Origin of the sequence: Cupriavidus sp. D384 (assembly GCF_001652915.1) — a bacterium.
GTDB lineage: Bacteria > Pseudomonadota > Gammaproteobacteria > Burkholderiales > Burkholderiaceae > Cupriavidus.
On the sequence record NZ_BBQI01000102.1, the window covers coordinates 162,061 to 185,501 of the forward strand.

20 protein-coding genes are annotated in these 23,441 nt (G+C 68.0%); 8 read left to right on the forward strand and 12 right to left on the reverse strand.

What is annotated here, in order from left to right:
* Nucleotides 1-30: 30 nt before the first annotated feature.
* Nucleotides 31-717 (reverse strand): hydrolase, encoded by a 687-nt coding sequence (locus tag A9J21_RS26790; protein ID WP_066741036.1) that lies wholly within the window; start codon nt 715-717, stop codon nt 31-33.
* Between the two features lie 658 nt (nt 718-1,375).
* On the opposite strand from A9J21_RS26790, the gene A9J21_RS26795 reads away from it, so the two are divergent.
* On the forward strand, nt 1,376-1,984 hold the full coding sequence (locus A9J21_RS26795; RefSeq protein WP_404851419.1) for a response regulator transcription factor: 609 nt from the start codon (nt 1,376-1,378) through the stop codon (nt 1,982-1,984).
* 43 nt (nt 1,985-2,027) lie between these two features.
* Here the strand turns inward: A9J21_RS26795 and A9J21_RS26800 are convergent, their stop codons facing one another.
* Nucleotides 2,028-3,281 carry an Hsp70 family protein gene (locus A9J21_RS26800; protein WP_066741038.1) on the reverse strand — a complete coding sequence of 418 codons (1,254 nt, stop codon included), beginning with the start codon at nt 3,279-3,281 and terminating at the stop codon, nt 2,028-2,030.
* Between the two features lie 622 nt (nt 3,282-3,903).
* Here A9J21_RS26800 and panE point away from each other — a divergent pair.
* Nucleotides 3,904-4,827 carry a 2-dehydropantoate 2-reductase gene (gene panE / locus A9J21_RS26805; protein WP_066741040.1) on the forward strand — a complete coding sequence of 308 codons (924 nt, stop codon included), beginning with the start codon at nt 3,904-3,906 and terminating at the stop codon, nt 4,825-4,827.
* Nucleotides 4,828-4,829: 2 nt separating this feature from the next.
* Here panE and A9J21_RS26810 read toward each other — a convergent pair whose 3' ends face one another.
* Both A9J21_RS26810 and A9J21_RS26815 read right to left on the reverse strand, forming a co-directional pair.
* Nucleotides 4,830-6,947, reverse strand: a complete 2,118-nt coding sequence (locus tag A9J21_RS26810) for a bifunctional diguanylate cyclase/phosphodiesterase (RefSeq protein ID WP_082926627.1) — start codon at nt 6,945-6,947, stop codon at nt 4,830-4,832.
* Nucleotides 6,948-7,271: 324 nt separating this feature from the next.
* On the reverse strand, nt 7,272-8,849 hold the full coding sequence (locus tag A9J21_RS26815) for an EAL domain-containing protein (RefSeq protein WP_066741041.1): 1,578 nt from the start codon (nt 8,847-8,849) through the stop codon (nt 7,272-7,274).
* Between the two features lie 68 nt (nt 8,850-8,917).
* Here A9J21_RS26815 and A9J21_RS26820 point away from each other — a divergent pair, with 68 nt between their 5' ends.
* The 4 genes from A9J21_RS26820 (at nt 8,918) to A9J21_RS26835 (ending at nt 12,143) form a co-directional block, all read left to right on the forward strand.
* On the forward strand, nt 8,918-9,190 hold the full coding sequence (locus A9J21_RS26820) for a 5'-nucleotidase C-terminal domain-containing protein (RefSeq protein ID WP_197497575.1): 273 nt from the start codon (nt 8,918-8,920) through the stop codon (nt 9,188-9,190).
* 99 nt (nt 9,191-9,289) lie between these two features.
* A complete protein-coding gene (locus tag A9J21_RS26825; protein ID WP_231907053.1) occupies nt 9,290-10,495 on the forward strand; it encodes a cytochrome P450 in 1,206 nt (401 codons plus the stop codon).
* A 20-nt stretch (nt 10,496-10,515) separates the two neighbouring features.
* Nucleotides 10,516-10,872 (forward strand): antibiotic biosynthesis monooxygenase, encoded by a 357-nt coding sequence (locus A9J21_RS26830; protein WP_066741229.1) that lies wholly within the window; start codon nt 10,516-10,518, stop codon nt 10,870-10,872.
* A gap of 143 nt (nt 10,873-11,015) precedes the next feature.
* Nucleotides 11,016-12,143 carry a PHB depolymerase family esterase gene (locus A9J21_RS26835; protein ID WP_066741045.1) on the forward strand — a complete coding sequence of 376 codons (1,128 nt, stop codon included), beginning with the start codon at nt 11,016-11,018 and terminating at the stop codon, nt 12,141-12,143.
* Nucleotides 12,144-12,176: 33 nt separating this feature from the next.
* On the opposite strand, the gene A9J21_RS26840 is transcribed toward A9J21_RS26835, so the two are convergent.
* Both A9J21_RS26840 and A9J21_RS26845 read right to left on the reverse strand, forming a co-directional pair.
* Nucleotides 12,177-12,503 (reverse strand): 2Fe-2S iron-sulfur cluster-binding protein, encoded by a 327-nt coding sequence (locus tag A9J21_RS26840; protein ID WP_231907054.1) that lies wholly within the window; start codon nt 12,501-12,503, stop codon nt 12,177-12,179.
* Nucleotides 12,504-12,507: 4 nt separating this feature from the next.
* On the reverse strand, nt 12,508-13,113 hold the full coding sequence (locus tag A9J21_RS26845) for a YigZ family protein (RefSeq protein ID WP_066741047.1): 606 nt from the start codon (nt 13,111-13,113) through the stop codon (nt 12,508-12,510).
* Between the two features lie 206 nt (nt 13,114-13,319).
* On the opposite strand from A9J21_RS26845, the gene A9J21_RS26850 reads away from it, so the two are divergent.
* Together A9J21_RS26850 and A9J21_RS26855 are read left to right on the forward strand one after the other, a co-directional pair.
* Nucleotides 13,320-15,305, forward strand: a complete 1,986-nt coding sequence (locus A9J21_RS26850) for a PhoX family phosphatase (protein ID WP_066741049.1) — start codon at nt 13,320-13,322, stop codon at nt 15,303-15,305.
* A gap of 110 nt (nt 15,306-15,415) precedes the next feature.
* The gene (locus tag A9J21_RS26855) at nt 15,416-16,039 is read left to right on the forward strand and encodes a DUF938 domain-containing protein (protein ID WP_066741051.1); all 624 of its coding nucleotides are present in this window, start codon (nt 15,416-15,418) and stop codon (nt 16,037-16,039) included.
* A 39-nt stretch (nt 16,040-16,078) separates the two neighbouring features.
* On the opposite strand, the gene A9J21_RS26860 is transcribed toward A9J21_RS26855, so the two are convergent.
* From A9J21_RS26860 to A9J21_RS26885, 6 genes are all read right to left on the reverse strand, one after another.
* A complete protein-coding gene (locus tag A9J21_RS26860) occupies nt 16,079-16,843 on the reverse strand; it encodes a sulfite exporter TauE/SafE family protein (protein WP_066741053.1) in 765 nt (254 codons plus the stop codon).
* A 135-nt stretch (nt 16,844-16,978) separates the two neighbouring features.
* Nucleotides 16,979-17,947 (reverse strand): tripartite tricarboxylate transporter substrate binding protein, encoded by a 969-nt coding sequence (locus tag A9J21_RS26865; protein ID WP_066741054.1) that lies wholly within the window; start codon nt 17,945-17,947, stop codon nt 16,979-16,981.
* Between the two features lie 124 nt (nt 17,948-18,071).
* Complete coding sequence (locus A9J21_RS26870) at nt 18,072-19,520, reverse strand: efflux transporter outer membrane subunit (RefSeq protein ID WP_231907055.1); 1,449 nt, start codon at nt 19,518-19,520, stop codon at nt 18,072-18,074.
* Complete coding sequence (locus A9J21_RS26875; RefSeq protein WP_082926628.1) at nt 19,517-20,707, reverse strand: HlyD family secretion protein; 1,191 nt, start codon at nt 20,705-20,707, stop codon at nt 19,517-19,519. The genes A9J21_RS26870 and A9J21_RS26875 overlap by 4 nt, the downstream gene beginning before the upstream one ends.
* Nucleotides 20,704-22,362 (reverse strand): MFS transporter, encoded by a 1,659-nt coding sequence (locus A9J21_RS26880; protein WP_066741056.1) that lies wholly within the window; start codon nt 22,360-22,362, stop codon nt 20,704-20,706. The genes A9J21_RS26875 and A9J21_RS26880 overlap by 4 nt, the downstream gene beginning before the upstream one ends.
* 93 nt (nt 22,363-22,455) lie before the next feature.
* Nucleotides 22,456-23,391 (reverse strand): LysR substrate-binding domain-containing protein, encoded by a 936-nt coding sequence (locus A9J21_RS26885; RefSeq protein ID WP_066741058.1) that lies wholly within the window; start codon nt 23,389-23,391, stop codon nt 22,456-22,458.
* Nucleotides 23,392-23,441 lie beyond the last annotated feature (50 nt).

The following is a 23,441-nucleotide window of genomic DNA, read 5'->3' on the forward strand; positions in this document are numbered from 1 at the left end:
CAAATAAATTGAATGGCCGTGGGCCGACGGTCAGCGGGCCGGCACCGGCGCGATCGACTCGTGCGGCGTGGCGGTGCGCTGGGCAGCCTTGTGGACCATCGTGTAGGCGTAGTCGACGCCCATGCCGTAGGCGCCCGAGTGCTCCTTGACGAGCTTCATCACGGCGTCATAGGTGTCGCGGTGTGCCCAGTCGCGCTGCCATTCCAGCAGCACCTGTTGCCAGGTCACGGGCACGGCGCCGGCCTGCACCATGCGCTGCATGGCGTAGTCGTGCGCTTCCTTGCTGGTGCCGCCCGAGGCATCGGCCACCATGTAGATCTCGTAGTCGCCTTCCAGCATGGCGCACAGCGCGAACGTGGTGTTGCAGACCTCGGTCCACAGGCCCGCCACCACCACTTTCTTGCGGCCGTTGGCCTTCAGGGCGTCACGCACCTTCTGGTCGTCCCACGAGTTCATCGACGTGCGTTCCAGCGTCTTGGCGTCGGGGAACACATCGAGGATCTCCGGGTACGTGTAGCCCGAGAACGATTCGCTTTCCACGGTGGTGATGGTGGTCGGCACGTTGAAGATCTTTGCGGCCTTGGCCAGGCCCACCACGTTGTTCTTCAGCGCCTGGCGGTCCATCGACTGCACGCCAAAGGCCATTTGCGGCTGATGGTCGATGATGATCAGTTGGCTGTTCTGCGGCGTCAGTACTTCGAGCTTCGGGTTGGACATGATGAGAATTCCTTGAGACGAAGGTTGGGGCGGGGCACGGACGGTGCAGCACATGCTGGCCCGTTCCGCGCCGGTTGCATCGAAGCTGTCATGCCTGGGGATGGGCACGATGCAACCCGACGCAAGACTAGACGGCGCGTGCGTATGCGGCCATTGGCCTATCGTATTAGGCGATCGTGTCTACGGATTAGCTGTGCGCGGTGGCATTCGCGAGCGGGCTTGCCAGCGAACGCGCGAGCGCCAGGCAAGCGGCGGCCAGCAGACGTGGCATCACGCCAGTGGGCAGGGCTGGGCATGGTCGACGGGGGGGTGATGGGGGTAACAATGCACGCGCAGGGTAGGTGTGCGCGTGCGGCTTCGCCATACTCACTTGGTATAGGTATTGGCGAGCCCGGCGACAAGCCTGGTTTTTGCTGCCCGATTCGTCCGCGCTGTCCACTCACACAATGGTATGGGTGGCGAAGCGGCGTATGCTGTGCTGAAATGCTGGGCGCGCAGGCAGGCATGTTGTCCCCGTGCGCCTGAATTTCATCCGATTGCCGCCCGACGACACCCCGGTGCCATGGGCGGCATCCGCAACTTGCTCTTGGGCACCTTGGAGAACAGAGCCGTGACATCCCAGAACGGGGACCCTGCCGGTACGGCCGACGACGACGCGATGGTCCTGATCGTCGACGACGATGCCATGCTGCGCGCCGGCCTGGGCAATCTGTTTCGTTCGGTGGGGATGCAGGCGGTGCTGTTCGGTTCGGCGGCAGAGTTGCTGGAGTACAGCCTGCCCGATGTGCCGTGTTGCCTGGTGCTCGATGTGCGCCTGCGCGGCCCGAGCGGCCTGGACCTGCAGACCCGCCTGGCCCAGATGGGCGTGCATATCCCGATCATCTTCATGACCGGCTATGGCGACATCGCCATGACGGTGACTGCCATGAAGGCGGGCGCCGAGGATTTCATGGCGAAGCCGTTCCGCGACCAGGACCTGCTTGATGCGGTGTCCGCGGCCATCGAGAAGGACCGGCTGCGACGCCGGGGCCTGCGCAAGGTGGAGGAGATTCGCGGCAACTATGCCACGCTGACGCCGCGCGAGGCGGAAGTCATGGGCATGGCCGTCTCGGGCCTGCTGAACAAGCAGATCGCCGGGGAAATCGGCATCAGCGAGGTCACGGTGAAGATCCACCGCGGCCAGGCCATGCGCAAGATGAAGGCCCGCACCTTTGCGGACCTGGTGCTGATGGCGCAGCAGATCGGCCTCTGCAAGGCCGAGCAGTAAGGCCGTCTGCCAGCGTCCCCGGCGTGCGCCAGGGCCGTGCGGATCAGCCGAACTTGCGCGCCGCGTCCAGGGCCAGGCCCGAACCGATGCCGCCGAACAGATCGCCTTCCACGCGCCGTGCGCCAGGCAGCAGCCGGGCCAGTTGCTCGCGCAGCATCGGTACGCTGCTGGAGCCGCCCGTGAACAGGATGGTGTCCACCGCATCGGCCGGCACGCCGGCCGTCTTCAGCATGCCCTTGACCGTGCTGGCCGTCTTGTCGACCAGCTTCGAGATCGATTGGTCGAAATCGTCGCGAGTGACGTCCAGCGTCGTATCGGGGGCGATGCGCGCCAGGTCCATCGTGGCAAGCGGCGCCTCGGACAGCGCGATCTTGGCGGCTTCCACCTGGATCGCCAGCCAGTGGCCCGCGCGGTCCTTGATCAGCCGGATCAGGCGGTCGAGTTTTTCCGTTTCCGCCGCATCGCGATAGTTGTCCATCACGATCGCCCACGCCTTGCGCGTGTAGGCCAGGTTGATCGTGTGCCAGCTGGCCAGGTCGAAATACTGGCCCGACGGCATCGCCTTGCCATTGCGCAGCTGGCTGTTCAGGCCCAGCATCGGCATGACGCTGGCCAGGCTCAGCGCGCGGTCGAAATCGGTACCGCCGATATGCACGCCGCCATTGGCGAGGATGTCCTCGCGGCGGTCGGTCTTCCTTGCGCGCTCGGGCGACAGGCGCACCAGCGAGAAGTCGGACGTGCCACCGCCGATATCGGCCACCAGCACCAGTTCCTCGCTGCCGATCCCGGCCTCGTAGTCGAAGGCGGCGGCAATCGGCTCGTACTGGAAGGCGATGTCCTTGAAGCCCGCGTCGCGGGCGATCTCGGCCAGCGTGTCTTCGGCAAGCTGGTCGGCGGCGGCATCCTCGTCGATGAAGTGCACGGGGCGGCCCAGCACCGCGGCGCTGAACTGGCGGCCGGCGGAGCGCTCGGCGCGGCCCTTGAGCTCGCCGATGAAGTGCGACAGCAACTTGCGGAACGGCATGGCCTGGCCCATGACCTCGGTGCTGTCGTCCATCATCGACGTACCCAGCAGGCTCTTGAGCGACCGCATCATGCGGCCCTCATAGCCGGCCAGGTAGTCGGCCAGCGCGGCGCGGCCATAGCTGACGAGCGGGTCCTCGGCGTGGAAGAAGATCACCGATGGCAGCGTGGCCTTGTCGTCTTCCAGCGCCAGCAGCGTGGGAGCGCCGGGACGCAGCCAGCCGACGGTGGAATTGGACGTGCCGAAGTCGACGCCGCAAGCGTTTGAGATCATGGGAATGCAGGGGTTCAGGTGCAGCAGGAAGCAGGCGGCGCGTTGGTCCGGTGCCGGTCGGGAGCGGATCTGGTGCCGTTGCGTGGGGCGCTATTGTAGGGGTTTTCCTGGCGTGAGGTGGAAACCCGCAGCGCGGCATGCCATCGGGGATCACCCCATGCGGGTTTGTGCCAACTGTTCCGCACACCGGCATTGCAGTCTACTGAAGCCGCAGGTTGCAGTGAGACCGGCAGGTACACGAGACAGTACCGGCTGGCCGTTTGGAAAACCGACTGGAGACAATACCATGGTGACCAAGCAGGACGAATCACGCATTTTCCGCGAACTGGTAGCGCTGGCCACGCTGGAGGCACTGGGCGGCGCGATTGCACTGGGCTTCGTATTCAATCTGCTCACATGACGCGACGCGAGGACGGGGGCCGCCACTGACGGCCCCTTTTTGCGTCCGCGCCACTGTCCCCGCTGCCGTCCCCTGGCGTGTTCCCGCCGGCCTTCACGGCAGGCCCTGGGCTGCGCGCGGCCTGATCGGCCCGCATTGGCGGTGCCTCCGGCAGCCTTGCCGGAACCCCACTAGAATGGCGCATCGCCCGGCAAGGTGCCGGGCCAGACCTGGGAGTCGAGGATGCGTATTCTGGTGGTCGGTGCCGGTGCGACTGGTGGCTATTTCGGAGCACGGCTGTTGCAGGCCGGGCGTGACGTAACCTTTCTGGTGCGCGCGCGGCGGGCTGGGCAACTGGCGGAGCACGGACTGCGCGTGAAGAGCCCGCACGGCGATCTGCATGTCGCCACGCCCCCGGTCATCCTGTCCGGGCAGATCACCGCGCCCTACGACGTGGTGCTGCTGAGCTGCAAGGCGTATGACCTTGACAGCGCCATGGATTCGATCGCCCCGGCCGTGGGCCCGGATACCGTGATCGTGCCCCTGCTCAACGGCATGCGCCACCTGGACCAGCTTGACGCCCGCTTTGGCGCTGCCCGCGTGATGGGCGGCCGCTGCATGATTTCGAGCACGCTCGACGACCAGGGCACCATCCTGCATCTGTCGGCGTTCCACGTCCTGTCGTTTGGAGAGCGCCCGTCGGGCAACAGCCCGCGCGCGCAGGCGCTGGCCGAAGTATTCGGCAACGCGGGCTTCGACGTGCAGCGCAGCGACGCGATGCTGCAGGACATGTGGGAAAAATGGTTCTTCCTGGCCACGCTGGCGGCGTCCACCTGCCTGATGCGTGCCACGATCGGCGATATCCTTGCCGCGCCGCGTGGCCGCGAGACCATCGCCGCCTTGCTGGACGAATGCGCCGCCATTGCGGCGGCCAACGGCTATCCGGTGCGCGAACCGGCGATGAAGCAGGCCACGACCACGCTGTTCACGGAAGGCTCGCCGATCACGGCGTCGATGCTGCGCGATGTGGAACGCGGCGCTGCCATCGAATCGGATCAGATCGTCGGCGACCTGCTCGCGCGTCGGGGCAGTACCGAAGCGCCCACGCTCGGCATGGCGCTGACGCACCTGAAAGCCTACGAGGCCCGCCGCGCACGCGGCGGCTGACATCAGGCGGTGCCGGCTGCAATGGCGGCTGTGCTGCTGGCCGTGGCCGCGCGGGCGCGCAGCCAGGCCAGCAGGTCCGCTTCGGGCATCGGACGCGCCAGCAGGTAGCCCTGCATGGCATAGCAGCCGATGCCGATCAGCGTCTGCCGGTCGGCTTCATGCTCCACGCCCTCGGCCACCACTTCGAAGCCGAACGAACGCCCCAGGTTCAGCACCGCGCGCATCAGGTCCTGGTTGCGGGGCGAGCGCGCGATATCGGTGATGAAACTGCGATCCACCTTCACGCAGGCCGCGCCAAGCTGGCGCAGCGCACCCAGGCCCGAATAGCCCACGCCGAAGTCATCGAGCGCAATCGCCACGCCGGCCTTTGCCATGTTGGCGAGCTTGCCCTGCACGGCCACCACGTCGAGCGCCACTTCCTCGGTAATTTCAACGGTCAGCAGGCCCGGTTCGATCTTGCAGGCCTCCAGTGTCGTCAGCAGCAGCTGATCGATTTCCACCTGCGCCATCTCGCGTGGCGACAGGTTGATGGCAACGGGAATGCGCTGCCCGCCCTGGGCTTCGATCGCCTTCGACAGGCGGCAGATTTTGGACAGCGTGGCGCGCAGCAACGTCTCCGACAAGCCGGATGCGGCGGCCACCGACACCAGCTCCGGCGGTGGCACCCAGCCGTGCCGGGCGTGCTTCCAGCGGATCAGTGCTTCAAGGCTGCGCACCCGCGTGCCGCCTTCGGCAAAGATCGGCTGGAACCAGACTTCCAGCGTGTCATCGGCCAGCGCGCGCGGCAGGTCGCGCTCGATATCGCGCTGCATCTGCAGGTGCCGGTGCAGGTCGTCGTCGAACGTGTAGACGCTGTTGCGGCCCGCGCGCTTGGCCGCGTACAGCGCGGCATCGGCAAACAGCAGCATGTCGTCCAGGCTGATGTCCGGGCCCCGGCAGATGCCGATGCTGATGCCGATGGCGCAGAACTCGTAGCCTTCCAGCGGCTGGCGCACGGCCTCGATCAGTCGCGCGGCCAGCGACGACGGGCATTCGTCGTTGTCGAACGGGTCGTAGAGCAGCATGAACTCGTCGCCGCCCATGCGCCCGGCCAGCATGCCGGGGCCGGCCACGGTCTCGAGGCGCCGCGCCACCTCGCGCAGCACGCCGTCGCCGGCCTTGTGCCCGAACGCGTCGTTGATGAGCTTGAAGCCGTCCAGGTCCAGCATCAACAGGCAGTGCCGCCCGCTGGTGCCGTTGGCAAAGCGCTTGCTGGCCCGGTCGAAGAAGCCGCTGCGGCTTAGCAGGCCGGTCAGCGGGTCCAGGCTGGCAAGCGTCCACATTTCGTCGGCCCGGTTCACCGCGTCGTCATGCGCGATGCGCAGCGAATCCTGGATCGCGGTGGCCTCGTTCTTGAGGCGGATCGAGTGCCGGATCTGCCGTTCACTTTCGAGCGTGCATCGAATGAGCGCGGCCAGGTAGAGCAGTGTGGTGCCGGCCAGCCAGTACTTGTCGAAATCGCCGTACCAGAACAGGCATGCGGCCGCCGACAGCAGCGGCGGCGTGATGAAACAAAGTGGAATGCGCGCGTACGCAAAGCCGTGGGTCACCGCGCCGGCCGTGATGCCGCAGACCACGGTCAGGTAGAACAGCGTCTGCGGCGACGTGTAGCCGTCGCACAGCACCGGAATGGCGGCCCATGTCAGGCCGGACAGCAGTGCCAACGCGCAGTGGATGCGCAGATGGCGCGCCACCGTGCGTGCCATCAGGGCATCGGCGGGCCGCGTGGTACCGGGAGCGCGGCCTACCGGCAACTGGCACATCCAGATCCGCAGTACGTTCCAGAGCAGGGAAATCACGAACCATACCGCCGCCGTGCTGCCGCGTCCGGCGTGCCAGGCCACGGCCAGCACGCTCAGGCCAAGGATGATATTGATCGGGATCGACAGCCGGACCGTGCGGCGCACGGCCAGCAGCTGGTCGTGGCGGGTTTGCCAGGGCTGCGTGGGCTCGACGGGCTTGCCAACGGCTCCGCCGCCGACGCCTGCGCCGGTGCCCGCACCAATGTTTCCGCCCGTTGCCCCGTCGGCAGCGCGCACGCCAGTCAGCGCCGCGCGCCGCGCACGTTGTGTGTTGTTCATGGGTTCATGCCCACCACCAGTCGCTTGCCCTCGGGCGCTGCGCGCCCCAGGGGCCGGATGGCGGCCTTCCGCGTCCTGACTACCCGGTTCCTGCTTTTATTGATGTCTGCCCTGCGTCGTGATGTTCGCCATCGTCGACGACAGGTTCATGAACCGTCGTGCCCGTCAAACTCCGCCATGCCAGCCGTGTCCCCGATGCCGGCAACGCGGAACCTTCGTTCCGTCAGGTGTTTGATCACTCAAGGCATGGCTGTTCGCTTTCGTTTGCGCGGAGGAAACGGCGAGTATAGGTCCAAACTGCCAGGCAGACCCCGGGATATCGGGTCAGGCTTCGACGGTCGACTGCCTGTGTTCGTGCCAGAACGCCAGGAATTCGGCCAGCGGCATGGCTTTGCCGAACAGCCAGCCCTGGCCGAACTGCACGCCGCGTTGCCGTAGCGCCACGCGTTGCGCGTCGGTCTCGATACCCTCGGCCACCATGCGGATGTCCAGCGAACGGGCCATTTCGATGATATGCGGCCCCACCGATTTCGACGGCGCATCGGTCGTCATCGAGCCGACAAAGGCCTTGTCGATCTTGATGCCGTCCACGTCCAGGTCCTGCAGGTAGGCCAGGCTCGAATAGCCGGTGCCGAAGTCGTCGATCAGGATCGGATGCCCGGCCTTGCGGAAGGCGGCGATCATCTCGCGGCAGGCGGCGTCGTTGGCAAAGCCGCGCTCGGTGACCTCGATCCAGACCTGCCGGGCGCGGACACCGGTGCGGGCCAGTGCCGCACCGATGGCGGGCAGCGTGTCGTGCGCGCGGAAGTCGTCCGGCGACAGGTTGATCGACACGTGCATGGCCGGGTTGGCCGCCAGATGCGGGCCCAGGTCCGCCAGCACGGCCTCGATCACGCATGTGGTGATGGCATGGATGGCGCCCACCGATTCGGCCATCGGGATAAAGCGGTCGGGCAGTACGATGGTGCCGTCCGGCATGCGCCAGCGCAACAGCGCTTCGGCGCCGACGCAGCGGCCGTCGCCGAGTGCCATCACGGGCTGGTAGACCGGGAAGAACTCCTTGCGGCGGATGGCGTCGAGTAGCGTGTATTGCGGACTGCGCAGGCGCCTGCCCCAGCGCAGCATCAGCCAGGTGGCCAGGCCGCTGACCAGCAGCGCCACCGGCAGGCCGATGACCAGCAGTTGCCGCCAGGTGCCGGTCATCGTTTCGAGTGGTTCGTAGGCCACCACGGCAAACGGAAGCTGCTGCGACACCTTGATGTCCAGGTAGCGGCCCCGGCGCACCTTGCCATCGAGCTTCTCGGCCCAGGCGCGCTGCAGCGTGGCTGTATCGGTATCGCCCCAGGTTGCCACCACCTTGCCCGTGCGCGTATCGATCATGCCAAGACGAATCAGCGCATCGAGCGGCACGATGTCGATAAAGAACTGGGCGTGGACGATCGCCACATGCCGGCCCACGCGGAACTGCACGGCGGGTGGCGGATCTCCTGCGGCGTCGATGCGGTATGCGGCCTGCATCTGCGGCAGCGCGGTCCAGCGCGGGTCCTGGCCTTCGATACTGCGCAATGCGCCCGGGAACGATGACGAAGCGCACAGCAGCTGTTCGCCGTCGAGGTAGATGATCTGGCGCGCGTAGCGGTGCTGGAGATCGGCCTCGCGCATGGCGTCCAGGTGGGCCTGGCTGCAGGGCGCGCCGATGAACTGGTCCGCCTGGCGGGCGGCGTCGATGGCATCGCGCGCCACCACTTCCACGCGCAGCAGCGCACGCTCTGTGAACCCGTCCACCCGCTGGCGGAACAGTTGCTCGGCCAACTCGCGCGACACCCATGTGGTGAGCGCTACCGGGCCGCAAACGCCCAGCGCGATCACGCAGAACATGAAGAGCCAGAGGCGCCGGGTCATTGAGTCAGGGTGGATGGACTGCGTGGCAGCATAGCAGAACGGTCTCCACGACTAGTCTGATATTGCGCATGCAGCGACCGGTTTCCGGGCTGCCGCCCAGCCCGGGCAAGCCACGCATTGATCCAGAACGGCGGCGGGTGGGCGTCGACCTGCCGGCCGGCAACGTGACCGTTGGCAACATCTACAGCGTGCTGCCGTCCAAGAACACGCTGCTGCAGCTGAAGATGACCGGCGCCGAGGTGAAGGCTGCGCTGGAGGACGCCATGACGGCGGTGGTAGCCAACAACACGGGTTCCTACCCCTATACCGGCGGACTGCGCTGGAACGTGGACCATGCCTGACCCATGCCCCCCGCATTCGACATTTCACGACACGACGAACCTTTCCCGGCCCGCGCACTGCGAATATGGCGATATCGCCAATTCAGCCGGAAAGCCGTGATGAATTCGTCCCTTGATGTTCTGCAGGCGTTGTCTCCTTCGGCCGAGGCGCCGGTCGCCCCCGCCGACCCCATTGCCGCTGTCACGCATCCCGATCCCTATCCCTGGTATCGCCAGCTCGCGCGCACGCGCCCGTTCCACTACGACGCCACGCTGAAGCTATGGGTGGCCGCCAGCGCCGCAGCCGTGGCCGAAGTGCTGGATCATCCCGATGCCCGGGTGCGCCCGCCGGGGCAGCCCGTGCCGCCCGCGCTGGCCGGAGGCCCCGCCGGCCAGTTGTTCGGCCGCCTGATTCGCATGAACGACGGGCCGGCGCACGCTGCCTTGAAATCCATCGTGCTACGCCGGCTTGCGGGGCTCGACCTGGGCCTGGTGCGGGTGCGCGCCCACGCGCTGGCGGCGGGGCTGCCGCGCATGGCCGACGACGACGCGCACGAGGCCACGCGCTGGATGTTCACCTTGCCCGTGCTGACCGTGGCAGACCTGCTGGGCCTGCCGTTCGAACGCGATGCCGACGGCCATGTCCCCACACGTGTGGCCGGCTTCGTTTCCACCTTTGCCATGGCAATGTCGCCGCTCGCTACGCCGGCGGAAGTGGAGGCCGGGGCGGCAGCCGCGCAATGGCTCACGCGGTGGGCACACGACTGTGCGCCCGCCGCACCGGCCGGCAGCCTGCTGCAGACCCTGTCGCAGGACACCGCGCTGGCTGGCATCGATGCGCCGACGATGATCGCCAACGCTGTCGGCCTGATGATCCAGGCGTGCGAGGCCACGGCGGGCCTGACCGGCAACACGCTGGTCCATCTGGCGCGTACCGGCCAGTTGCCAGGCCCGGCCGATCCGGTCGATGCGCAGGTGGCACAGGTGGCCCGTCTGGACCCGCCGGTGCAGAACACGCGGCGTTTCATGGCCGCCGATGCCATCTTGTGCGGTCAGCCGGTTCGCGCCAACGATGCGGTACTGGTGCTGCTGGCCGCCGCGTCCCATGATGATGCCGGGCGCGACGGCGCTGCGGCGGCCGCCCGCCCGTGGACATTCGGCGCCGGGCGCCATGGCTGCCCCGGCGATGCGCTGGCCCAGGTGCTGGCCGCCAGCACCGTACAGGCGCTGCTGTCGCGTGGTATACGGCCGGCGCGCCTGGCCGATCGCGTACGCTATCGGCCATCGGTCAATGCACGCATTCCGCAGTTCTCCGCACAACCATGAACCATGACAAGGAGCCCCCGATGATTGCCGTCATTTTCGAAGTCGAGCCCGCGCCCGGGCGCCAGGACACCTATCTGGATATCGCCGCCCATCTGAAACCGACGCTGGAAGCCATCGACGGCTTTATCTCGGTGGAGCGCTTCCAGAGCCTGACGACCCCCGGCAAGCTGCTGTCGCTGTCGTTCTTCCGCGACGAAGCCGCCGTGATGGCGTGGCGCAATACGCTCGACCATCGCCAGGCCCAGGCCGCCGGGCGCGGCGGCGTGTTCGCCAACTACCGGCTGCGCGTGGCGCAGGTACTGCGTGACTACGGCCTGCACGAGCGCGACGAGGCGCCGGCGGACAGCCGCGCCGTGCATGACGCGGGCGGCCTGTGACAAGGCGGCAAGCGGGGCGTCTGCGGCCTGGCGCATTCCGACGCGTGGATTCGTGACAATCTGACATATTCGCCCCGTAGACTCGTGCATCATCGCAGCGGAGATCTGACCACGCAGCAGCGGAAACGAAAGGGCGATGCGGCATGAAACGGCGCACTGGCGGCACGAAGTTGTGGGCAACGCTAAGCAAACAGGCGACGCGCAGCGCACGCCAGTTCAGCCGCACGGTCACGAAAACCGTGACCGACCCGATGATGCGCGCGGCCAGGCAGCAGAGCCAGGCCGTGAGCAAGGCCATGGGGCGCGCGGTGGGCAAGGTGGCCCGGCAGGCGTTGACCGGTGTGGTCACGCCAGCGCGCGCACCGGTCAGCAAGGGCGGCGGGTCCTGGGAGGAAGGCCTGTGGGGTTTCAGCCTGGGGATCGGCAGCATGGGGCAGCGCCGTTACCGGGTGTTCGTCCCGCCCGGCGTCAGCGCGTCCCGGCCGGCGCCATTGCTGGTCCTGCTGCACGGCTGCGGGCAGGATGCCGCCAGTTTTGCCGCGTGCGCCCGCGTAGCTACGGTGGCGCGCGATGCGCGCTGGGTCGTGCTGATGCCCGAGCAATCGGTGCAGGCCAACGCCCAGCGCTGCTGGAGCTGGTTCCGGCCCGCGGCGCGCGGTGCTTCGGAAACCGCGCTGCTGATGTCGATGATCGAGCATGTCAGCCAGCGCTACGCCATTCTGGCGCACCGTGTCTGCGCGTTCGGCCTGTCGGCTGGCGGCGCCATGGCGATGATGCTGGGCCTGCGCTATCCGGATCGTTTCGCGGCCATCGGTTCCCATTCGGGCGCCGCCCCCTATAGCGCCATCAATGCCACGCAGGCACCCAAGGCCATGCGCGGCGAACGGGTGCCCGACGCCGTGGCGGCCCGCCTGGCGCTGGCCGGGCGCCGTCCGCCGCCGCTGCTGTTGCTGCACGGCGACGAAGACAGCGTGGTGTCCTATGACAATGCCACCTCCACGGCGGCGATGTGGCTGGAGTTGCTGCCGCCGGGCAGCCCGGCGCCCGTGGCACTGCCCGCCAGGCGTGTGCGGCGTGGCACGCGGCGTGCCGTGGACGTGTTCGACTGGCAGGCCGGACCCCGCCCCTATCTACGTGTGGTCAAGGTGGAAGGGCTGCGCCACGCGTGGAGCGGCGGTGCGCCCGGACAGGCGTTCTCGGACCCGGGCGGGCCTGATGCCCTCAAGATCGCGCTTCGCTTCTTTTCGGTGAACGGACGCCAGCGCGATTAAGCCGCGCCGGTGGCGCGCGTGGTCGCGGCGCAGTCAGTCCGCGCCAACCGGCTCGAACACCACATCGCTGGTCGGGCATGCCACGCACGGCAGGATGAACCCGTCATCCTTTTCGTCAAGACTCAGGCCGGGCCATTCGATCCGATAGCGAACGGTGCCCGCGTGCAGCTTGCTCATGCAGGCGCGGCAGGTGCCATTGCGGCAGGAACTGGGCAGGCTCAGGCCATCGAGCAGGGCGCTTTCGAGCAGGCTGAGCGACGCGGGCGCGGCAAAGCGCATCTGGCCGGGCAGCACCTGCGCCGTGAATTCCCGGTTGTCATCGAGGAGGTCGGCTGGCATGCCGTATTGCGACTCGGCCATGCGGCTAGTCCTGGTGTGCCGGAAACCCGGCGCGGCCATGGGTGGCATCGCGCAGGGCCGCCTGGGCCTGTTCGCGCAGCGCGGCAGGCAGGCGGATCACCAGGGTGGCCAGCGCACCGTAGCGGGTCTCGGCCAGCGTGCAGCCCGCATCGGCCGACTGCTCGATCCAGCGGCGCACGCGCGGTTCGTCCGGGTAGTCGACCAGCACGGTCAGCGTGGCATAGGCGATGCGCTCGATGCGTGCCGCATCCTTGAGCGCGACCGCGATGGCGTCGGTATAGGCCCGCACCAGGCCACCGGCGCCAAGCTTGACCCCGCCGTAATAGCGCACCACGGCGGCCAGCACGCCATCCAGGTCGTGGTGGCGCAATACCTCAAGGATGGGCCGGCCCGCCGTGCCGGATGGCTCGCCGTCGTCGGACATGCCCGACTGGCCGCCGGCCAGCAAGGCCCAGCAGACGTGCGTGGCCGCAGGGTGCCGGGCCCGCAGGTCCGCAATCACGGCCATCGCCGCCTCGCGATCGGGCACCGGCACCGCCAACGCAATAAAGCGGCTTTTGCGTATCTCGATCTCGGCGTGAACGGGGGCGGCTAGCGTGAAGGTGGGCAAGGCAGGTCTGGCAATCGGCAGGCAGGAGGGGCGAGTGTAGCGCAGCCCGTCGCGGCACCGATTGTGTGACGGTTTGCTGACCGTCAAATACCTGTCATGAAAGCGCCTTACCATCCGGACGGGGCAGATGCCGTTCCTGCCACAGCGCGCCATTCATAAGAACTACCAGACACCCATCAGACACCCACCAGAGCCCACTGAATCCCATGTCCGACCAGACCGTCAATGCCCGTCGCCGTGCCCTGAAAATCCTGGGCGGCGCCCCGATGCTGCCGCTCGGCGCGGCTGCCGCCACCCTGGCGGGCGGCATGTCCGCCATGGAAGCCGCCTTTGCCGCCGCGCCCCGCCGCAAGGCCGCCGCCTTCGCGTCGGCCACGTTCACCGGCATGGCCGCGCCCACGCTGGACAACGCCGCGGCGATGGCCACCACGACGGTGGGTTCGTCGCTGAAGGTGTCGTATGCCGATGGCACCGTGCAGGACTACACGCTGGCCTACCAGCCGTTCTTCGTCACCGGCGACCTGGTGCCTGACGGCAAGGGCGGCAAGGTGCTGGCGGGCGGCTACTACGACATCCAGAACCGGCCGATCATGGACACCTCGGTGCCGGGCAAGACGCGCCATTTCTATTCCGATGCCCCCGACGGCAGCTCGCTGCTGACGCTGCGCAACGCCAGGGGGCGCGGCGTCAAGGGCAACACGGTGTTCGCGGTGGTGCAGTTCGAGTACACCACGCGCGACCAGGCCGACGCCGAGATGCACGGCATGCTGCCGTCGCCCATCGCCGTGCTGACGCTGGACCAGGACCCCAGGACCGGCAAGCTGAGCCTGGTGAGCTATCACAACGTGGACACGTCTGGCGTGAACGGGCTGTGGATCACCTGCGGCGCGAGCCTGTCGCCGTGGAACACGCACCTGTCGAGCGAGGAATACGAGCCCGACGCGGCCAGGGCCAGCAGCGACAAGAAACTGCGCGGCTTCAGCCAGCACCTGTATGGCGATGCCGGACGCGCCAATCCCTACCATTACGGCCACCTGCCGGAGGTGACCGTGAACCCCGACGGCACAGGGTCGATCCGCAAGCACTACTGCCTGGGCCGCATCTCGCACGAACTGGTGCAGGTCATGCCCGACGAGCGCACGGTGCTGATGGGCGACGATGCCACCAACGGCGGCCTGTTCATGTTCGTCGCCGACCGTCCGCGCGACCTGTCGGCGGGCAAGCTGTATGTGGGCAAGTGGCACCAGACGTCTGGCACCGGCCCGGGCGCGGCCACGTTGTCGTGGATTCCGCTGGGCAGCGCCAGCAGCGACGAGATCCGCAAGCTCGTGGATGGCGGCATCAAGGTCACGGACATCATGGACGTGCAGTTCAAGGACCCGGAGGATGCGAGCTACACCCGCATCCTGTTGGACGGCAAGCCGAACTGGGTCAGGCTCAAGCCGGGGCAGGAAAAGGCCGCCGCGTTCCTGGAAACCCACCGCTACGCCGCGCTGGTGGGTGGCAGCCTGGGCTTCACCAAGATGGAAGGCACCACCGTCAATATCGCCGACAAGAAGGCATATTCGGCCATTTCGCGCATCGAGACCAGCATGCTGGCCGGCAATGCCGCCAATGCGGGCGATATCCGCGTGGAAGGCCCGTACTCGGGCGCGGTCTACGAGCTGAACCTGCGCGGCGCGCAGTCTGACCAGGCGGGTGCCCGCATCGACAGCGAATGGGTGCCGGTCGATATGGCGGCCGTGCCGGCGCTGGTTTCGGAAGACCTTGGCGGCGGCCCGAGGAAGGCGCAGGACGCGCTGGGCAACTACGCCAACCCGGACAAGGTGGCCACGCCGGACAACCTCAAGTTCTCCGAGACGCTGCGCACGCTGTTCATCGGCGAAGACAGCAACACGCACGTGAACAACTTCCTGTGGGCGTACAACGTCGATACGAAGCAGCTGTCGCGCGTGCTGTCGTGCCCGGCCGGTGCGGAATCCACCGGGCTGCACGCGGTGGACGAGATCCACGGCTGGACCTACATCATGAGCAACTTCCAGCACGCCGGCGACTGGGAAAAGGGCCTCCATGACAAGGTGAAGGGCACGCTGGACCCGCTGGTGCGCGCCAACTACAAGGACCGTTTCGGTGCGGCCGTCGGCTACCTGACGGCCACGCCGTCGGCGGTGCGGCTGAACCGGCGCGCGTAACGCACGCATCGGACCTTTCCGGCCCTGTCTGACCACGCAGGCAGGGCAGGCCTGCTACCCTGTGGGCTGGCGCCAGGCGCATCGCCCGGCGCACGCTCACAGGAATCCCCATGACACAGCCCGCCGCAGACCTGACCGCGCGCCGCATGGCGCCCGCCACCGACCGCAACCGCGCGCCCATCCTGGCCGTCTTGCGCGACGCCCTGCCGAAAACCGGCACGGTGCTCGAGATCGCCAGCGGTACCGGCCAGCATGCGGTCTACTTCGCGGCCGCGCTGCCCGGGCTGACCTGGCAACCCAGCGACCCCGATGCCACGCACCGCGAATCGATCGCGGCCTGGACGGCTCACGACAAGACTGCAAACGTGCTGCCGCCCCTGGCCATCGACGTCAGGCAGGAGCCCTGGGGCATCGACGCGGTGGATGCCATCGTCTGCATCAACATGATCCACATCGCGCCATGGGGTGCTGCAGAGGCCCTGTTCGCCGGCGCCGGCCGCCGCCTGTCCCCGGGCGGCGTGCTGTATCTCTATGGTCCGTACCGCCGCAACGGCGCGCATACCGCACCGAGCAACGAGGCATTCGACCGGCAACTGCGCGTGGCCGATGCCGAATGGGGCGTGCGCGACATGGAAGCCGTGATCGCACTGGGCGCGGCACAGGGCCTGACCTGCGCAGAACCGGTTGCCATGCCGGCCAACAACTTCAGCCTGGTGTTCCGCAAGGCCGGTTGAGGGCTGCGGGCAACGGAATGTTGCGGCATGGCAGCGTGCCTACCCCCGCACCAGCATCACCACCGCCGTTGCAATCAGGCATACCGCGAATGCCGCGCGCAGGCGCCGTTCGGGCATGCGGTGGGCCAGGGCCACGCCCCAGGAGATTGTCAGCATGCCGCCGAGCGACAGCGGGATGCCGCTGTACCAGTCCACATGACCGGCGTGCGCGTAGGTGAGCAGGGCGACCACGGCGCCGGGCGTGACCAGGGCCAGGGCCAGCCCCTGGGCGGCGGCCTGGCGCATGCCGAACAGGCCGACCAGGGCTGGGGCGGCCACCACGCCGCCGCCGACGCTGAAGAATCCGGAAAACGCACCGCCGACCACGCCCACCGCAGGAATCCAGGATGCGGATACGCGTGCCTGCTGGTGTGTCGCGGCGCGGCCGGGCAGTAGTCGCCAGAGGAAGTAGAGGGCCAGCCCGATCATGAACACGGCGAAGATGCGGCGCAGCAGCGCGGCGTCGATCGACGTGGCAAGTCTTGCGGAAAGATAGGTGGACAGCATGGCCGACAGGCCAAGGACGACGGCGGTCCTGAGATCGATATCGGCGCGCTTGCGGTATTGCCAGAAGCCGATCACGACATTGGGCGCGATCATGACCAGCGAGGTGCCTTGCGCCAGCTGCTGGTCCATGCCGTACAGCAGGCCGAGGGCGGGAATGGCGATCAGGCCGCCGCCGATGCCGAACAGGCCGCCAACGCCGCCGAGTAGCCCTCCAAGTCCGAAGATGAGCAGGGCGGACAGCAACGAATGGTCAGGCATGGCGAATCAGGGGCGGGTACGGATCAGGCGAGCCCCGATGATACGCGGACATGGAGCAGACATTAGGGAAATTACCGACGCGAAGCCGGTCGCGCCGGGCGGGGATCGGTGCCCCGCCCTGACTGCGGGGTGGGATCAGTCCACCTGTGCGCCCGACTGCTTGACGATCTTCGCCCACTTGTCGATATCGGTGCGCAGCGTGGTGGCCAGCTGCTGGGGCGTGCCGCCCAGCGTTTCGGCACCCTGCGCGGCCAGCTTGTCGCGCAGCGACTTGTCGGCCAGCGCGGCCTGCATGGCCGTGGACAGCTTCTGCACGACGTCCTTCGGCGTGCCGCGCACCGCGAACAGTCCGACCCACAGATCGCCGCTGTAGCCGGGCACGGTTTCGCCGATGGCCGGGATATCGGGCGCGAACGGCGATCGCTTGGCCGAGCTGACGCCCAGTGCGCGCACCTTGCCGGCCTTGATGTGCGACAGCACCGACGGCAGGCTTGCGAACGCCATCGGCACCTGGTTGCCCAGCACGTCGTTCAGTGCGGGCGCCACGCCCTTGTACGGCACGTGTTCCAGCTTGATGCCGGCCGTCGTGTTCAGCATTTCGCCCAGCAGGTGGTTCAGCGTGCCATTGCCGGCCGAACCATAGCGGTAGAAGTCGGGCTTGGCCTTGGCCATCGCAATCAGTTCCGACATTGACTTGGCCGGGAAGGCCGGATTCACCACCAGGACGTTGGGCACGGTGGCAACCAGCGAGATCGGCTCGAAATCCTTGACCGGATCGAACGGCACGCTCCGGTAGAGCGACGGGTTGATGGCCTGCGTGCTGCTGATGGTCATCAGCAGCGTATAGCCGTCGGGCGTGGCGCGCGCGGCGGTCTGCGTGCCGATATTGCCGCCGGCGCCGGGACGGTTTTCCACCACCACCTGCTGGCCGATCCGCTGCGAGAGGTCGGCTGCCACCAGCCGCGCGACGATGTCGTTGGAGCCGCCGGGCGCCTGCGGCACGATCATCTGGATCGGTTTCGACGGATAGGTATCTGCCTGGGCGTGGCCGATGGCGGCTGCCGCCAGCGCCAGGCCGGCCATGGCGCGAAGGGTACGGGTCATGCTGTCTCCTGATGAGTGCGGCCCGGCCGGTGTTATGGAATCTTGCCGGGCGTAGTGGCGCTCACTCTAGCCCAGGGCCGCACGCAGGAGAAATTCAATCGGCGACTGGCGCCATAAGCTTTTCTTATTGGCCCGCCCCGGCTGGCTGCAGCGTGGCGCCTGGCTCGCGGGCCGGCTGCCAGCCGCCGCCCATCGCCTGGTACAGCGCCACGCTGGCATTGAGCCGATCCGCGTGGGCCTGAATCAGGTTCAGTTCGGCGCTGAAAAGCTGCCGCTGGGCATCCAGCTGTTCCAGATAGGGCGAGTAGCCGGCCCGATATCGGTTGGTGGCATGGCGCAGGGCGGCGGCCAGCGCGTCGCGCTGATCGCGCAGCCGTGCTTCCTGTTCGCCCAGTTTCTGTACGGCGGCCAGGTTGTCGTTGACCTCGCGGAAGGCCGTCAGCGCCACGCGGCGGTACGCGTAGGCGGCCTCGTCGCGCTGGGCGGCAGCGGCGTCGGCGCCGGCCACGATACGCCCGCCTTCGAACAGTGGCGCCAGCACGCTGCCGCCAAGGGTCCAGATCCGGATCGGATTGACCAGCCCGGTGACATAGACCAGCCCGCCCGAGGCGGTCAGCGGGATGCGCGGCAGATAGGCCTTGCGTGCGGCGGACAGGCTGGCGTCGGTGGCCGCCAGCGTGTATTCGGCATGTGCGATGTCGGGACGCCGCCGCAGCAGTTCGGACGGCAGGCCAGCCGGTACGGGCGGTTGCTGCAGTGCCCGCAGCGGCAGGCCGCGCGCGATGGTGGCCGCATCGGGATTGCCGACCAGCACGCCCAGCGCGTTTTCCTGCCGTGCCACGGCCAGCTCGGCCTGGGGCACCGCCTGGGCGGTCGATTCATACTCGGCACGTGCCTGTTCGTATTCGAGCTGGGACGTATAGCCGGCCCGGGCGCGATCGCGCGCCAGCCGCAGCGCATCGGCGCGCGAGGTCAGCGTCTGGCGCACCACGTCGAGCTGGGCATCGAGCGCCCTCAGGGTGATATAGCCCCGCGCCGCGGCTGCCGACACGGACAGGATGGCGGTATCGCGCGCCGCCTCGCTGGCCAGCAGGCTGTTGCGTGCGGCGCCCACCGCGTCGCGGATGCGCCCGAACAGATCCACCTCGTACGTGGCATCGAACGCAAGCTGCCCGGTATTGAGCGTGCCCGCCGTGCCAAACGCATTGATGGCGCGGGCGCGCGTGCCGCTGGCCGTGAAGTCCAGTGTCGGGAACAGGTCGGCGCGTGCGATGCGCGCCTGGGCATCGGCCTGGCGGACGCGCGTGATGGCGATGGCGATATCGTCGTTCTGCCCCAACGCCTGGGTCACCAGCGCGGTCAGCGCCGGGTCGCCGTAGGTCTGCCACCATTCGCGCTCGATGGCGACGGTGGGGCCCGGGTCCACGCGCCAGGCGGCCGGCGGCGCGACGGGCTCCGGCACGGGCGGGCGCGGTCCCATGCATCCGGCCAGCAGCACGGCGATGGCGGGCAGCATGGCGCGGCGCGTGAGGCGCAGCGCCATGCAGGACGGAATGCCGATCCGGTGTGTCATTGCGTCGCCGGCCGGTTGGTGCTGGTGTCGACTTCGGCCTGCACCGACATGCCCGGGCGCAGACGTTCGGCCATCGGCTGGTCGGGGTCGATGGCGATGCGCACCGAGATGCGCTGCGCCACCTTGACGAAGTTGCCCGTGGCGTTGTCCGCGACGATCACCGCGAATTCGGAGCCCGCCGCTGGCGACAGGCGCTCCACGCGGCCGGTCAGGCGTGCGTTGTCCAGCGCATCCACGCGGAACGTGGCCCGCTGGCCCGGAGCCATGCGGGCGGTCTGGGCTTCCTTGTAGTTGGCGATGACCCAGCGCTGCGGCGGCACCAGGAACATCAGCTGCGTGCCCGATGTCACGTACTGGCCCAGCCTTGCGCCGATCTGGCTGAGACGGCCGTCCTGCGGTGCGTTGACGATGGTGTTGGACAGGTCGATCTCGGCCAGCTGCAGGGCGGCACGCGCCTGTTCCACAGCGGCCTTGAGCCCATCGCGGCCCACGATGATGGCTTGCACATCCTGCCGGGCGATTTCCACTGCGGCGCGCGACTGCTCGACCGCGGCTTCGGCCTGGCGCAGCGCCGCGCGGGTCTGGTCGCGCTCGCGCAGCGATACCGAGCCATCGGCCACCAGTTCGTCCACGCGCTTCATGTCGGCCTGGGCGCGCAACAGCTGGGCGCGGGCGTTGTCGGCGTTGGCAAGTTGAGATTTCACCGTGGCCTCGCGGGCGCGCTGCGTCTGGTCGGCGTTGGCGAGATTGGCGATCTGCGTGTTCAGCGATGCGCGCGCCTGTGCCACGCGCTGCCGGTAGATGCGGTCGTCGATGCGCAGCAGCACCTGGCCGGTCTTGACCAGATCGAAGTCATGTACCTGCACTTCGGTCACGTAGCCGCTCACCTGCGGGCTGATGATCGTGGTCTGGCCGCGCACATAGGCGTTGTCCGTGCTCTGGATTGCTGGCGAGAACGGCGGCAGGCCCCAGGCGTACAGGATGATCAGCACGCTCACCAGCGCCACGACGACGATCAGCGCCGTCAACCGGCGCGACCCGCGCGGCGGCGCCCAGCCCTTGGGCGCGGTCTCGACCTCCACCGGGTCCTCGAGCCGCTCGGGCTTGCCGGCGGGCGGCGGGGCGGGGGGGCGATCGGATGGCCCGGGCGAGTTGGGCGATGCGGGCGATTCTGGCGGCGGGGTCAAGTGCCTGTCTCCGTGGATGACGACGGTGGCGGTGGCTTCTTCTCGGGAACATGGCCCGGCACCACCCTGTTCAGGTATAGCGCCAGCAGCCAGACGAACGTGACCGTGGACAGGATGCCGATCACCAGGAACACATCGTTGAACGCCAGCACGTTGGCTTCGCGCGTCACCTGCTGCGCCAGCGCCATGGCGCCTTCGGTCTGGCGCAGCACCGGGTCGGCCAGCACGCGGCTGTAGACGTTGCCCAGCAATTGCAGGCGCGCGGCGTCGAGCGGATCGGACAGGCTGATGCCCTGCACCAGTGCATGCGAATGGAATTTCTCGCGCCAGGTCTGGAACGTGCCCAGCAGCGCCGATCCGGCCAGCCCGCCCAGCGACTGGGTGATGCTGAACAGCGCCGAAAAGCTGACGAAATGGCTCATGCCGCGCTGCAGTGCACTGCCCATGCCGATCAGCAGCGTTGGCCCCAGGAAGTAGACCGCGGCAAACGCGATCAACGACTGCGTGAAGTACATGTTCTGCGGGCGCGTCAGGTTCGTCGCGCCGGCGTCGACGAACGCGCCGATCGCGATCAGGATCAGCGAAATGCGGATCGGCCGCCCCAGGTTCTGCGGGTTCAGGGTCAGCGCGCTGGCCGCGATGCCGGCCACGGTGGCCATCGACACGACGATATAGAGCGAGATCAGCTGGTCGTTGCCCATGCCCAGCGCCGTCAGCAGGCCCACCGCGCCATACGGTTGCTCGGACAGCAGGATGCGCACCGAGGTTGCCACCACCGCAAAGCGGATGATCGCCATGCTGCCCAGCCAGCGCGTGTTGAGCAGCGGATTCACGCGGTTGTGCTCGATCCACAGCGCAGCCGCGATCAGGATTACCGCGCCGCACAGCGCGTAGCCGAGCCACGGCGCCTCGGTCCACCACAGGATGCGGCCCTGGCCCAGCACCGCGCACAGCAGCGCCATGCCGGGCGCAAACAGCGCGAAGGTGACGAAGTCGAGCGGCTCGAACGCCTTGATCCGTTCGCTGGGCGGCAGCGGCAGCAGGGCCACCGTCACCAGCGACAGCAGCGACAGGCCAAATTCGAACTGGTAGAGCGTCTGCCAGTTGCCGGCCTCCAGCATGCCCGTGGAAAACGTGCGCGCCAGCGGCGTGGCCAGCTGCGGCACGCCGAAGCCGATCACCACGGCGCGCATGCGATGCCGCGCCGGCAGCGACTGGATGATGTAGTAGAGCGCCAGCGTGGACATGCCGCTGGCGGCGATGCCATTGGCGGCGCGGGCCAGCAGGGCGGTGGCGAACGAATGGGTCAGCAGGTGCGCGGCGGTGACCAGCGCGTAGGACAGCAGGAAGACCTTGGTGAAGCGCTGCAGGCCGTACTGCTGGCGGAACTTGATCACCAGCATCGACATGCAGACATTGGTCATGACATAGACCGTGGACAACCACGCGGCCTCGTCGCTGTACAGGCCGAACACCCCCTGGATGTTGTTGAGGTTGGCCACCACCAGCGCGTTGCCGAAGCCGCCGGTCAGCCCGATCAGCACCCCTACGCAGAAATACGCCACGCGCCTTGGCGTGGGGTGGTCAGGCGTGGCGGGCGACCCCGGCATCGACGGCCGTTCATGCGGCTTGAACTCGTAGCTGGCAGTTGCCATGGCTGACTGGGTAGGCGACGAACGACGAGGGATGTGGCGATGATGCGGGAGGAACCGGCGCGTGGCAAGCGCGGGCCGGGCCCGGATCGGCCGCTAGCGGGTTTGCAATGCTGGTGGCGCCAGTGAACCGCCTTCTGCAATTCTTTCCTTGACGATCTCGCGCAGCACGTCGGCCACGGCCTCTGCCGCGTTGGACCTTGGCAGGGCGCGCGGCCAGCACAGCGACAGCGTGCGCCGCAGCTCCGGCACGATGCGCCGGCGCGGCACGGCGGCGTCGCTTTCGTCGAGCGATGAGGCCGGCAGGATCGTGCAGGCCAGCCCCTCGCGGGCGGCGGCCAGCAGGAACGGCAGCGAATCCAGGTCGGCCACCACGTTCAGGTCGATCCCGGCCTGGGCAAAGCGCCGCTCCACCACCTCGCGCAGGCCCTGCGATCCGCTGGGCAGCACCAGCGGGATGCCGTCGAGCGCCTTGAGCGCCACCGTCTCGGCGGCCTTGCCGCGTGGCGCCGGGCCGGGCGGCGCGCCGATCAGGTACAGCGGTTCGCTGGCCAGCGGCTCGGGCTCCACGGCGCGCGACGGTGTATCGCGGAACAGGATGGCAAAGTCGAGCCGGTTCTGGTTCAGCAATTCGGAGATATAGCCGCTCATGCTCTCGAACAGCTGCAGCCGTACCTGCGGATAGCGCTCTCGCACCGCACGCACCAAGGCCATGCCGAAGGCGGCGGCGGCCGTGGTGGGCAGTCCGATGGCTACGGTGCCCGAGACCTCGGTGCCGGCCACGCGCACGTCGGCCCCGGCAATCTCGATCTGGCGCAGGATATTGCGCACATGCCGGTAGAGCGTCTTGCCGGCTTCCGTGGGGCGCACGCCCTTGGCGCCACGATGTACCAGCGGCACGCCGAACTCGTCTTCCAGCGCGGCCAGTTGCTGCGACAACGCGGGCTGTGCCACGCACACCACCTCGGCGGCACGGGTCAGGCTGCCGTGGTCGACGATGGCCACGAAATAGCGCATGGCGCGGATGTCCATGATGACGGGTCTCCCCCCTCGGCTTATCAGATATGAAAACTCCAGGGTAT

Bases quoted from the DNA above. Each gene is read 5' to 3' on its own strand.
- A9J21_RS26790 (WP_066741036.1), bottom strand. From the start codon at position 717: ATGTCCAACCCGAAGCTCGAAGTACTGACGCCGCAGAACAGCCAACTG.
- A9J21_RS26795 (WP_404851419.1), top strand. From the start codon at position 1,376: ATGGTCCTGATCGTCGACGACGATGCCATGCTGCGCGCCGGCCTGGGC.
- A9J21_RS26800 (WP_066741038.1), bottom strand. From the start codon at position 3,281: ATGATCTCAAACGCTTGCGGCGTCGACTTCGGCACGTCCAATTCCACC.
- panE (WP_066741040.1), top strand. From the start codon at position 3,904: ATGCGTATTCTGGTGGTCGGTGCCGGTGCGACTGGTGGCTATTTCGGA.
- A9J21_RS26810 (WP_082926627.1), bottom strand. From the start codon at position 6,947: ATGAACAACACACAACGTGCGCGGCGCGCGGCGCTGACTGGCGTGCGC.
- A9J21_RS26815 (WP_066741041.1), bottom strand. From the start codon at position 8,849: ATGACCCGGCGCCTCTGGCTCTTCATGTTCTGCGTGATCGCGCTGGGC.
- A9J21_RS26820 (WP_197497575.1), top strand. From the start codon at position 8,918: ATGCAGCGACCGGTTTCCGGGCTGCCGCCCAGCCCGGGCAAGCCACGC.
- A9J21_RS26825 (WP_231907053.1), top strand. From the start codon at position 9,290: ATGAATTCGTCCCTTGATGTTCTGCAGGCGTTGTCTCCTTCGGCCGAG.
- A9J21_RS26830 (WP_066741229.1), top strand. From the start codon at position 10,516: ATGATTGCCGTCATTTTCGAAGTCGAGCCCGCGCCCGGGCGCCAGGAC.
- A9J21_RS26835 (WP_066741045.1), top strand. From the start codon at position 11,016: ATGAAACGGCGCACTGGCGGCACGAAGTTGTGGGCAACGCTAAGCAAA.
- A9J21_RS26840 (WP_231907054.1), bottom strand. From the start codon at position 12,503: ATGGCCGAGTCGCAATACGGCATGCCAGCCGACCTCCTCGATGACAAC.
- A9J21_RS26850 (WP_066741049.1), top strand. From the start codon at position 13,320: ATGTCCGACCAGACCGTCAATGCCCGTCGCCGTGCCCTGAAAATCCTG.
- A9J21_RS26855 (WP_066741051.1), top strand. From the start codon at position 15,416: ATGACACAGCCCGCCGCAGACCTGACCGCGCGCCGCATGGCGCCCGCC.
- A9J21_RS26860 (WP_066741053.1), bottom strand. From the start codon at position 16,843: ATGCCTGACCATTCGTTGCTGTCCGCCCTGCTCATCTTCGGACTTGGA.
- A9J21_RS26865 (WP_066741054.1), bottom strand. From the start codon at position 17,947: ATGACCCGTACCCTTCGCGCCATGGCCGGCCTGGCGCTGGCGGCAGCC.
- A9J21_RS26870 (WP_231907055.1), bottom strand. From the start codon at position 19,520: ATGACACACCGGATCGGCATTCCGTCCTGCATGGCGCTGCGCCTCACG.
- A9J21_RS26880 (WP_066741056.1), bottom strand. From the start codon at position 22,362: ATGGCAACTGCCAGCTACGAGTTCAAGCCGCATGAACGGCCGTCGATG.
- A9J21_RS26885 (WP_066741058.1), bottom strand. From the start codon at position 23,391: ATGGACATCCGCGCCATGCGCTATTTCGTGGCCATCGTCGACCACGGC.